The 11,554-nt window shown below is 71.9% G+C and carries 7 protein-coding genes and 1 pseudogene; 4 read left to right on the forward strand and 4 right to left on the reverse strand.

Annotated elements, in window-relative coordinates; genetic code table 11:
* Positions 1 to 82: 82 nt before the first annotated feature.
* From dnaK to ACZ619_RS28350, 3 genes are all read right to left on the reverse strand, one after another.
* Complete coding sequence (gene dnaK, locus ACZ619_RS28340; RefSeq protein ID WP_469604570.1) at positions 83 to 1,795, reverse strand: molecular chaperone DnaK; 1,713 nt, start codon at positions 1,793 to 1,795, stop codon at positions 83 to 85.
* 123 nt (positions 1,796 to 1,918) lie between these two features.
* A complete protein-coding gene (locus ACZ619_RS28345) occupies positions 1,919 to 2,398 on the reverse strand; it encodes a hypothetical protein (protein WP_469604573.1) in 480 nt (159 codons plus the stop codon).
* Positions 2,399 to 2,455: 57 nt separating this feature from the next.
* Complete coding sequence (locus tag ACZ619_RS28350; RefSeq protein WP_469604576.1) at positions 2,456 to 3,895, reverse strand: helix-turn-helix domain-containing protein; 1,440 nt, start codon at positions 3,893 to 3,895, stop codon at positions 2,456 to 2,458.
* A gap of 312 nt (positions 3,896 to 4,207) precedes the next feature.
* Here ACZ619_RS28350 and ACZ619_RS28355 point away from each other — a divergent pair, with 312 nt between their 5' ends.
* From ACZ619_RS28355 to ACZ619_RS28370, 4 genes are all read left to right on the forward strand, one after another.
* A complete protein-coding gene (locus ACZ619_RS28355) occupies positions 4,208 to 6,670 on the forward strand; it encodes a helix-turn-helix domain-containing protein (RefSeq protein WP_469604579.1) in 2,463 nt (820 codons plus the stop codon).
* Positions 6,671 to 6,896: 226 nt separating this feature from the next.
* Positions 6,897 to 7,547, forward strand: coding sequence for a response regulator transcription factor (locus ACZ619_RS28360; protein ID WP_469604581.1), 651 nt, complete (start codon positions 6,897 to 6,899; stop codon positions 7,545 to 7,547).
* Positions 7,548 to 7,695: 148 nt separating this feature from the next.
* Positions 7,696 to 8,769, forward strand: a complete 1,074-nt coding sequence (locus ACZ619_RS28365) for a hypothetical protein (protein WP_469604583.1) — start codon at positions 7,696 to 7,698, stop codon at positions 8,767 to 8,769.
* A complete protein-coding gene (locus ACZ619_RS28370; RefSeq protein WP_469604585.1) occupies positions 8,745 to 10,844 on the forward strand; it encodes a DNA polymerase III subunit gamma/tau domain-containing protein in 2,100 nt (699 codons plus the stop codon). The genes ACZ619_RS28365 and ACZ619_RS28370 overlap by 25 nt, the downstream gene beginning before the upstream one ends.
* A 7-nt stretch (positions 10,845 to 10,851) precedes the next feature.
* On the opposite strand, the pseudogene ACZ619_RS28375 reads toward ACZ619_RS28370, so the two are convergent.
* A pseudogene (locus ACZ619_RS28375) lies at positions 10,852 to 11,554 on the reverse strand (hypothetical protein); the annotation flags it as partial.

Genomic DNA, 11,554 nt, shown 5'->3' on the forward strand with positions numbered 1-11,554 from the left:
GTCGGGCTCGTAAGAGCGGGATGTCGGTGGTGAAGGGTGCTCGGGGCGTTCCACGATCCGCCCGCACGACCTCAATGGTGTCTCAACGGTGGAGCTCCTGCGCGGTGACGGCGGCCCTCTCGGTGGCCTCGTGGACGGCCGTGTCGTCCCCGTTCTTCAAGGATTTCCTGAGCTCGTCGAGCGCGGCCTCGGCCTTGGCCCTGATGTCGTCCGGCGCCGTGTCCGCGTGGTCCTGAAGAGACCTCTCGATGGTGTGGACGAGTCGATGTGCCCGGTCGCGCGTGTCGGCGGTTGTACGGCGCCGGCGTTCCTGCTCCGCGTACCGTGCGGCCTCACGCACCATGCGCTCAAGGTCGGCCTTGGGCAGGGCGGACTCACCCGTGACCGTTACGCGTTGCTCCTTGCCGGTGCGCAACTCCTTGGCGGAGACGTTCATGATGCCGTCGAAGTCGATGTCGAAGGTGACCTCGACCTGCGGTTCGCCGGCCTTCGCGGGAGGCAGGCCGGTCAGTTTGAGCGTGGCGATCTTCTTGTTGTGAGCCGTGAGCCTGTGCTCACCCTCGAAGACCTTGACCTCCAGCTCCGTCTGGTCGTCCCGTGCCGTCGTGAAGATCTCGGAGCGCCTGGTCGCGATCGTGGTGTTGCGTTCGATGACCCTGTTCATGATGCCCCCCTTGGTCTCGATGCCTAGAGACAGCGGGGTGACGTCGAGCAACAGGGTGTCCCTGACCTCGCCCTTGAGAATGCCGGCCTGGAGGGCTGCACCGACGGCGACCGGGTCGTCCGAACGGACGCGCCGGCGCTCCTTGCCGCCGGTCAGTTCATCGACCAGCTCGATGACCGCGGGCATGCGTGTCGAGCCTCCGACGAGGATGACGTGGTTGATCTCCGTGAGCGGTATCCCGGCATCCTGGATGACGTTGTGGAACGGCGCCTTGCAGCGCTCCAGTAAATCGGCGGTGAGCTGCTGGAACCCGTCCCGGGTGAGCCTCTCGCGCAGGTGCAGCGGACCCGTGGCGGAGGCGGCGATGTAGGGCAGCTCGATCGTGGTCTCGGTGGTCGAGGAGAGCTCGACCTTCGCCCTCTGCGCGGCCTCGCGCAGGCGCCGAAGCGCTGTCCTGTCCCCGCCGAGACCGACGCCGTGGTCGTCGGCGAATCGCTTGACCAGATGATCGACGATGCGCTGGTCCCAGTCGTCACCGCCGAGTTCGTTGTCGCCGCTTGTGGCCTTCACCTCCACCACGCCGTCGCCGATCTCCAGCAGCGACACGTCGAAGGTGCCGCCGCCGAAGTGGATGACCATGGTTGTCTCGTCGTCCCTGTCCAAGCCGTAGGCGAGAGCGGCGGAGGTCGGCTCGCTGATGATGCGCAGGACATCGAGCCCCGCGATCTGTCCGGCCTCCTTCGTGGCCTGCCGCTCGGCCTGGCCGAAGTACGCCGGGACGGTGATCACCGCATCCGTGACCTGCTCGCCCAGGTACGACTCGGCGTCCCGCTTCAGCTTCTGCAGGATGAGCGCGCTGATCTGCTGTGGCGTGAAGTCCGCACCGTCGACGCGCACCTTCCAGCCGGAGCCCATATGGCGCTTGACCGAACAGACGGTGCGGTCCGCGTTGGCCACCGCCTGCCGCCTGGCCGGCTCGCCGACCAGCACTTGACCGTTCTTCGTGAAGGCGACGACGGAGGGAGTGGACCTGTCCCCCTCCGCATTGGTGATGACGGTCGGCTCGCCGCCTTCGAGAACGCTCACCACAGAATGCGCCGTACCCAGGTCGATCCCGACAGCACGAGTCACCGTGCGCTCCCCCCAGCCGCCGCGGCGACAGCCGCGCGTGAACTTCCCCTCACCCAGATTCCCATGTCCGACTAATTCGCACATGGCTCTTCAACAGACCTCATGCTCTGTTGTGGGAAAGGGTCAGCCGGCCTGGCCGAAGGGCAACACGACGCGCCGTCCGCCTGCGTGGTCGCCCCACGGATGGGCGGCGACCACCGGCACATCGCCCCTGCTCGTCCAGAGGGTCGCCGTGCGGAAGAGGGTCAGGAGGGACTGGGCCTGTGCGGAGTCGGCGTGGAAGTGCTGGGTGGCCAGCGCGGGTGGTACGGCGGGTCCGTGCATGCGGATCTCGTGGCAGCTGAAGCAGAACGCCGCCTCGAACAGCACCTGTTCGAGAGAGTCCTCGTAGGCTCGGACGCTCCAGCCGGGCGAGAAGCCGCAGCGGTGCTGTTCACCGGCGGGCAGGTCTCCGATCAGGGTCAGGGCGTCGGTGGCTTCGCTCCCGGTCCAGTGGGCGACCGCCGTGCCGGGGTAGGGAAGGCCTCGTCGGGCCGGGAGAGCGGAGATCCTGACGACCTCGATCAGCTTGGTGGCGGCAGCGGCTTCCGCGGGGAGTTGCATGCGGGCAGTCTGCCCCGCCCGGAGCGCCCGGAGCGCCCGGAGTGTCCTGCGGCTATGTCAGGTCCAGGTCCAGGTCCAGGTCCACGGGTTCAGCGGGGCGGTGGGTGCGGTACCCGGGTTCGCCTCTTGTCGAATCTTCGAGTGGAGCCATTCCGCCGGGAAGACGCTCGCCGAGGCGAGTGCAGCCTTCTTGGTGCCTTCGCTCTGGGCGTGACCGGGGCTCGCGTCGATCCGAGGGGGCCGCTCAATTTCCTTACTGGCCCTGGAGATCCGCTTCCTTGACGCCGTAGCGATCCATACGTGACGAAGGCTCACCGCGCGGCTGGCGTGTGTGTGAGAGGGGAGCACCCTCGCGGGCGTCTGCACCGACGGCACCGTAGTCGGCGTACGCGGGGCGATCCTGGCTCCGGGTACCCCGCCAGTGCCGGACAGGTCCTCGGCCGATTCCCTCGCCGCCGCCTCCACCTCCTCTGTCGTACAGCGGGCGCTACCGTGGCCCGAGGCGTCCGGCGGGCGATGGTGTCGTGTCTCGCCGGGTAAAGACGCCTGGGGGAGGGGGAGTCGGGTGTGCTGTGGCTCTTCCTGGGCCTGGATCGTCGGCGCGGCCTTTCGCCACTCCCGGGGTGACATGCCGAAAGCCGAGCGGAACACCCTGCTGAAATGTGCCTGGTCGGTGAATCCCCACCGGTGGGCGACAGCGGACACGGTCACGTCAGGTGTGGCGCCTCCCAGGTCCTGGCGGCATCTCTCCAGCCGTTGGCGCAGGATCCAGCGGCTCACCGTGACGCCGTCCGGCTCGAAGAGTCTGTGCAGGTAGCGGACCGAGATGTGGTGGGCGGTCGCAAGGGACTTGGGGGAGAGCGCCGGGTCGGACAGGTGCCGGACGGCGTAGCACTTGATCCGTGCCAGTGTGGCCCGCGTCCGGGGCTGGTGGGGCGGGCCGCCGGTCGCGGGGGAGGACGGCTCCGGCCGCTTCCGTACCGCCGCCGCGACGAGCGCCCCCAGGCGTGCGGCCAGCCGGGGTCCGGCGTCCGCCGCGAAGTCGACGGCGTGCTGTTCAAGGAACCGCAGGTAGGCCATCACGGCCGCGGACTCGGGAGCGCCGGGTGTGGGCACGGCGGCGGTCGGCGTCGCCAACTCGCCGTCCGGCAGGGACAGCACGGCGCGCGGCAGCCCGAACACCGTCGCCTCGCAGTGGCGGGACAGCTCGATCGTGTACGACCGCCGCGCGTCGCACACCGCGAACTCACCGGGGCGCACGAGCGTGGCCCGGCCGTCCTGGGCGACCCGCGCCTCACCCCCGTGCTGGACCGCCAGCAGGACGAGGTACGGCCGGCCTCCGCCACGGGCGATACGACGGGTGATACGACGGCCGGTGCCGGTGCCGGTGCCGGTGCCGGTGCCGGGGGCGGCCGGGAGCGGGACGATGTGCAGGGGGCCGACCCGGCGACCGCGGCCGGGGACGGGGGCCGCGGCGGTCGACGGTACGACGGGCAAGGTGACTCCAATGAGACTGCTGCCGGGAACGGCACGCCCCACCGTGGCCGGTCCGGCCTGCCACCCCCATCCCAACCCGTGCCGGGGCGGCTGACCAGGAAGATCAACAGGAAGAACTGGGCTTCTTCCTGCCTCCCGCCGCCCCTCCCGCAGCGCATTACCTCACCCAACCGAAACCGCGAACTCATCTCACTGTGTCTTTACTTGATCATCACTGTGCGAAAGTGTCCGGCAGGCGGGCGCTTCCGGACGGGGGTCACCACGCGAGCGTCTGCCCGCACCGGACAGGATCGTGAGAGGGAACGTACGAGCGTGGTCGCCCCGCCGTCGCAAACGCTGGGTCCACTGCTGCGCGCATTCAGGCACGCGGCGGGCATGACGATCGAGGAACTCGCCGAGGTGTCCGGGGTCAGCGACCGGGCGATCGGTGACATGGAACGCGGCCACAGCCGCGGCCCCCAGGCCCGGACGGTGCGCGCGCTGTCCGACGCCCTGGGGCTGTGCTCCGACGACACCGTCCGACTGCTCGCGGCGGCCCGCGACGGGCGGCGGCAGTGTCAGAAGAACGTCGAGGCGGCCCGCGCGGAGTGTGAACTGCCGCCGCGGCTGCCCGACTTCGCCGGGCGGCACGAGGAACTGGCCTGGCTCGCACCGGGATCGGCCGCCGAGGAGGGCGCCTGGCCCGCCATCGTCTGGGGTGGCCCGGGATTGGGGAAGACCAGCCTCGTCGTACAGGCCGCTCATCATCACGCGGACCGGTTCCCCGACGGCCGGTTCTACCTCGACCTGCGCGGTCTGGACCCCGATCCGCCACACCCTCACGACGTACTGGCCCGGCTGCTGCGCGCGCTCGGTCTGCCGGACCGCGAGACACCTCCCGAGCTTCAGGCACGCATTGCGGTCCTGCGCCGTCTGGTCAGGGACCGGGCCGCCCTGGTCATCCTGGACAACACCGCGGACGAGGCGCAGTTACGGCCGCTGCTGCCGGGTGAGGGACGGTGCGCCTTCTGGGTGACCGGTCGGCGGGCCATGACCGGTATCCAGCACGCCCGTTGGCTGACGCTGGCCCCGCTGGCCCCCGAGACCGCCACCGTCCTGCTCGCCACCATCACCGCGGCCCGCCTCCCAGCACCGGGCCCAGCCGGACACAAGGCAGCGGACATGGCCGCGGACACCGCCATGGACAAGGTCACGGACAAGGCTGTGGACATAGCCGTGGACATAGCCGTGGACATGGCTATGAACAGGTCCATGAGCAGGTCCGTGGACACGGCCACAGCGACGGCCGCCGGCTGCGACACGGCGTCCATGAGCCGTATCGCCCACCTGTGCGGAGGTCTGCCGCTCGCCCTGCGGATCGCGGGCAACCGGCTTGCCAGCCGACCCGGTTGGACCGCCGCAGACCTGGCCGACCGGCTCGCCGCCGAGGACTCCCGCCTGGACCGCCTCACCGCCGGTGACCTCCGCGTCGAACCGGCCTTCGCCCTTTCCTACGCACAACTCACCCCGGCCGCACGGCTGCTGTTCCGCCGCCTGTCCCTCGTGCCCGGCCCCGACTTCTCACCCGCCCTCGGTGCCGTACTGACCTCCCGTCCCCCGTACGAGGTCGACGGCCTGTCCGACGACCTCGTCGAACTGGGTCTGCTCCAGGCGACGCCCGACGGCCGGGCGGGCTTCCACGACCTGCTGCGCCTGTACGCCCGCCGGCGGCTCCTTGAGGAGGAGACCCCGCAGGAGGTGGAGAGGAGCCGCGCGGCGATGAACACCTGGCTGCTGAGCACCGCGCAGGCCGCGGGACAGTGGTTCGAACCCGTACTCGTCACACCGCCGCCGACACGGGACGGCGTGAGCGATCTGCCCTCCGCACAGGCGTGGTTGCAGGCCGAGAGCGCCAACTGGCTGGCCGCGCTGGGCGAGGCCGCGACGGCGGGGGAGCACCGGACCGTCGTGGACGTGGCCGAGGCCATGCACTGGTTCTCCGACCGCTGGATCCACTGGGGCCACTGGCACACGGTGTACGGCCTCGCCCGCGCGTCCGCCGCGCGCCTCGGCGAACCCGCGCTGGAGGCGACCCACACCAACTACCTCTCGTGGGCCTACAACCGCTGCCGGAACCAGCCGGAGAAGGGCCTCTCCCTCGCCCTGGAGGCCGCCGAACTCGCCCGTACCGCAGGGGACTCCACCCAGCTGGCCTGGGCCCTGACCTACGCGAGCTACGCGCGACGGCACCTGGGCTCGTACGAGGAGATGATCTCCGACGGACATCGTGCCGCCGACCTCTTCGCCGCGTCCGGGGACCGCGAGGGCACCCTCTCCGCCCTGCTCACCGTCGGGTTGGGACACCGCGCCCTGGAACAGTACGAGGAGAGCCTCGCCGTGATGCGGCGCGTCGCCGACATGGTCGCCGACCGGCACACCGCCCCGCCGCCCCACATCGCCGACTACCTGCTCCACAACGCGCTCAACGGCGTCTGCCGGAACCTGCTGGCGCTGCGGCGCTGGCAGGAGGCGCGGGAGACCTCCGAACAGGCCCTCGCCGTGGCGGCCAGGACCGGCGTCGCCATGCTGCACGGGCTGAGCCTGATGAACCAGGCCCGGGCCCTGTGGGGACTGGGGGACAGGAGCCGGGCCCGCGCCCTGCTGCGGGAGGCCGTCGACAACTTCACCGGCGACGGCGCCGCCGAATACCGCGACGAGGCACACGCCCAGCAGCGCGAGTGGGAGGAACCCGGAGAACGGAAAGGGGCGGCTGTTCGGGCGGGAAAGCCGCTCTGAGCACGGGAAACTTGTTCGTCAGTGCACTGGTTCTGCTTGATAGTGCATGGTCAGACGGCTGACCGTGAGTCCGCACCCGGTGAGCTGTGATGATCGGAGCCGAGTGAGGGAGCGCGCGGTTCACGGCCCGATCGGCAGGGCCCGGGCAACCAGGGGCCCGGCCACCGGGGCCTGTCCGGGACGCGCGCCCGTTCCGCGCGCGGTCGCGCTCTCGACAAGGAGTCCCATGCCTGCTGACAAAGAAGAAGTGCGCCCGGTCCCGGCGGTCGTCGTACAGGCCGACGACCTGCTCACGCGCGACGGGACGGCCAGCTTCCTGGAAGCGGACGGCAGGGTCAGGCTGCTGCCCACGGAGGACGTCGCCGATGCCGACGTCCTGATCGTCCTGACCGCCACGGTGAGCGGCAAGACCCTGTCCATGATGAGCCGCGCCAGCCTGGCCTCCGGCGGCCGCATCCGGGTCGTGCTCATCGCCGACCACATCTCCGAACAACAGCTCGCCCTCGCCGTCAACCACGGGCTGGTCAGCTTCCTCGTGCGGCCCTACACCAGCTTCAGCCAGATCCTGGCCGCGGCCGTCGAGGCCCACCAGGGACGGGCCGTGCTGCCCCCGGTGCTGATGAGCATGCTGCTCGACCGGATGCGCACCATGCAGCGCACCGAGAGCCACTCCGGGCTGCTGCCGGTGGAACTCTCCCAGCGCGAGGTCGACGTCCTCCAACTCCTCGCCGAGGGAATGGACACCGTGGAGATCGCCACCAAACTCAGCTACTCCGAGCGTCTCATCAAGAGCGTCATCCAGGCCGTGATCAAAAGGCTCGAACTGCGCAACCGCACCCACGCCGTCGCCTACGCCATCCGCATGGGCATCCTCTGACCGCTCGTCAAGTGTCGGAAAGGGTACGAGCGATGTGCGTCCGTGCAGGCCCGCACGGCCCGGTCCGCTTCCCGCGCCCGGCCTCCCTAGGCTGCCCGCGGAGGCGTCGGCCTGCGCGCGGCCACCTGTCCACTGCACCGGGAAAGGCATGGAGATGAATCACCCCGAGCCGCCCAGCGGCCGCTCCGCCGAGTCCGCGGGGGCGCCGGGCGGACAGGCGGTCTGGGAGAGCGAACTGCCCTGGGACTTCCCGCCACCGGAGGACACCGCCACCACACCGGCCACCGGGACCGGCCCCACGCCCGACCCCGCCATCACGGAACCGCACCGCGCCACGGGCACCGCGGCCGCGGCCACAGGCACAGCCGTAGCGGGTGCCGGTGCGGCACGGGGCGTCGATGCGGCACGGGAGGCGGGTGCGGCACGGGAGGCGGGTGAGCGCGCGGCCTCCGCCGAAGAATCCCGTACGCCTGGGCGGCGGGAGCGGCACACTCCAGGCGAGCGCGGCTCCCGTGTGCGCCTCTCCAAGCCGATCCTGGCGGGCGCGGGCGTCCTCAGCGCCCTGTTCCTGCTGGCCCCGCACTTCCTGAACGACGACGCGCCCTCCCAGTCGGTCCAGGCCGGTGCCGAGGACGCCGACCCGGAGGCCACGCCGTACGCAGACACCTCCGACGGCGGCACCGCCTCACCTCGCCCGAAGGCGTCCGGCACACCACGCGGCGGCGACGCGGGGAACGCCGGTCACGACCGCATCGACGCGGTGGCCGCGACCGTGCCCGCCGAGTCCGGCCGGCCGGTCACGGTCGTGTCCGAACCCCGCGCCACGACCACCAGGAGCGCGACCCCGCGCGCCACCACCGAACCCAGTCCCACCCCGAGCCGGCAGTGGACGAGCACCACGATCTACGGCACGAGCGTGCTCGAACCGGGCCAGAGCTGGTCCACCAACCGGGTCGTGCTCGCCTTCCAGGGCGACGGCAACCTCGTCCTCTACGACACGGAGGGCACCCCCCTGTGGTGGTCCGGCACCGTCGGACAGGGCGGTGTGAAGGCCGTCTTCCAGGCGGACGGCAACCTGGCCGTGTACGCCGGGGACTCCCGTACCGTCTGGTCCTCCCGCACCGACGGCCACGACGGCGCCCGGCTGGTGCTGCGCTCCGACGGCAACATGGTGATCGAGCAGGGCGGCACGGTGCTGTGGTCGACCGGCACAGCGATGTGACGGCGCCGCCCGCGCACCGCACGAGCGGACCGGCCACGGCGCCGCCCGCGCACCACACCCGCGGTTCCGCTGTGCTGCCCCCGCAGTCCGTGAAACCACCGCTGCCCCCGCAGCTCCCGCTGTCCCCGCAGGTCCCGCAGGTCCCGCGGGGGACCACCGCCGTGCCGACCGCCGTGCCGACCGTGTCCGGTATCCGCTTCACCGCCCACCGCGCGGGCCACGCCTGGCTGATCGCCCCGGCGGGCCCCGCCGACGCGCGCGCCCTGGCCTTCACCGCCGGACTCGCCGCCGATCCCCAAGCCGTCGTGATCGTGGCCGACCTGCCCGACGGCGCGGACGACACCGCCCTCGACCGACTCGCCCGGGCCGTCCCCGCCGGGACCGGCGAGCTGCGGCTGGTGTTCGGCCGCCCGCCGCTGCGGGACGCCGTGGCCATCGCCCGACGGCTCGCCGAACGGCTGGACCGCACGGTCGTCACAGCCGCCGGCCCCCTCCTGCCCCTCCCCGGGGGCGGCCTCTACGCGGCCCCCGACCACGGACCCGGCTGGCTGCGCTGCCCGCCCGGCGCCCCGGACGTGCCCGACTCCCGCACCTTTCCCCGGCCCGTCTGGGAACCGGCGCTCCCCGACCGGCCCTGGCGGCTCGGCCGCAGCGTCGCCGAACCCCTCCCCGCCGGCGTGTGGCTGCGCCCGGCCGACGGTCTCCCCGACCCGGACGGCCACCGCGACCGGCTCCTGCGCGCCGTCGGCGTCCGCGCGGACCGGCTCACCGTGGCGGTCGGCGCCCCCGGCGCCCCGGCCGTCCCGGTGGCGGACGTCGCCCGCTTCTGGCAGGACCTTCCCTCGCAACTCCGGCCCGCGGTGCGGTTCTTCTGCCACGGCTCCGCCCGCCTCAGCGGTGGACGGCACTTCGGTGACGTCCTCGCCCAGGTGGTCGGCGAACCCGTCCGTCTCCTCGGCGGCCCGCCCCGCCCCGGTACCGACGGCGACGACATCCTCCTCACGAATCCCGACGGCACCCCCGGACGGCCTCTGCGGGCAGGGGAGTTCGTCTACCTGCCTCCCTCCGCCACGGCGACCGGGGCGCCCCCGACGCCGTACGCGGCGGACCACCGCTGGCCGCTCGGCCACCTGTCCGAACTCACCCCCGGCGTCCACCGGATCACGGACGACGTGGTCGTCGAGGTGGTCCGCAGCGGCCTGTGGATACGACCTGCCAGGCCCCCGGGGCACGCGGCGCACACCACGCACGCCGCATACGCGGCCTACGCCGCCCACGGCGCGCGGGTGCGCGACACCGACCCCGAACCCGACCGCGAACGCGTCCTGTGCGACGCCGGATCGGACGAACTGCTGCCCGGACTGCGGCGCCTGGCACAGGAGTTGACCCGTTCCTTCCCGGCCGACCTGCGCCGCGCCGTCCGCCTCGGCGTCTGCCGCCCCACCCACCCCTACGGCACTCCCGCCGCACCGTCCGCTCCCGCCCCGGCGCCCGGCGGTCACGCCCACACCGGACTGACCGCCCTCGCGGCCGAGGTACTGCGCCGCCACCCCGAACTCGCCGGCCAGGATAACGAAGCCGACGCCGTCGCCGCCCTGGCCGCCGTACTCGGACGCCTCTCGGGAACCGCCGCCGGGGGAGCGGAGGAACTCGCCCTGCTCCGCAGGGGCCTGCACATGCTCCCCGTCCACCACGGCCCGACGGGCCTGCGCGCCACCCTCGACGAGCCGATGCGCCAGTGGTACGCCGCACGGCCCACACTCACCGACCCGCTGGCCTGCGAGGCGTCGACAGGAGGACCCGCCGACGCCCCCGGCGACACGGACTTCGCCATCTGGTCCACGGCAGGCCGCCGCACCGACCTGCTCGACCCGCTCAGCCCCGGCCGGGTGCTCTTCCTTCCCGGCACCCGGTTCAGCGTCCTGGAGCCCGACCCTGGTGCGCCCGGCGTCATCCTGATGCGCGAACTCACGCCCGACGAGCCCTCGGCTGCCCCCGGCCCGGACCGGGAGGCGGCCCGGAACCTGGTACGCGCCTGGCGGGACTGGAACGCCCCGCCGGGCGAGCAGGCCTGACGGGTCCTCAGTTCTCGTAGGTGGCGGTGCACGAATTGCCCGAGAACAGGGGTCCCTTGACCACGGGCAGGTCATCGGCCGGGTCCTGGATCACGGTGGTCAGACCCGTCAGCTTCCCCAGGCACGCGTCGGCCGCCGACTCACTGTCCCCGCTGCCGCCACCGGCGTACATGTCCAGCCAGGTCGTGGCGCCCGCGGGAGCGGAGTCGAGGTTGTGGCACGGCCCGTTCTGCGGGCTGCCCCCGTCACCGCAGGCGTCCTCGACGATGAAGTAGCGCCGGACCTTGGGGAAGTAGAACCGGGTGCCCGCCGGGTAGTCGAGGGTGTCCTTCCCGCCTTCGCTGACATGTCCGACGGCGAGGGTGATCGGGTCGTCCCAGGTACCGGTGCCACCGGCCGCGTCATGGATGACAGGGTGCGAGATCTGGGCGCTGCCGCGAGGGGTGTTGTCGAACCAGGTGTAGCCGGTGGTGAAGGCGTTGGTGATGGTCTTGCCGGTTCCGCCTCCGGTCCCGGTGGTCGTCCGTGAACTCGGCCCGGTGGAGGGTGACATCGACGGCTCGACGGACGGTTCCGCGGAGCTCGGCACGAGCGCCCCGGAGGGCAGCGTGGCGCTGCCGGGTGTGGTGGTGGTTGTTTTGTTGAAGGTGGTGAGGAAGTCGTGGGGTTGTTGTGGGGTGCCGGAGCAGGTGTCGGAGAGTTGTCCGGTG

The organism is Streptomyces sp. NPDC104367, assembly GCF_055583825.1.

Bases quoted from the DNA above. Each gene is read 5' to 3' on its own strand.
- ACZ619_RS28345 (WP_469604573.1), bottom strand. From the start codon at position 2,398: ATGCAACTCCCCGCGGAAGCCGCTGCCGCCACCAAGCTGATCGAGGTC.
- ACZ619_RS28360 (WP_469604581.1), top strand. From the start codon at position 6,897: ATGCCTGCTGACAAAGAAGAAGTGCGCCCGGTCCCGGCGGTCGTCGTA.
- ACZ619_RS28365 (WP_469604583.1), top strand. From the start codon at position 7,696: ATGGAGATGAATCACCCCGAGCCGCCCAGCGGCCGCTCCGCCGAGTCC.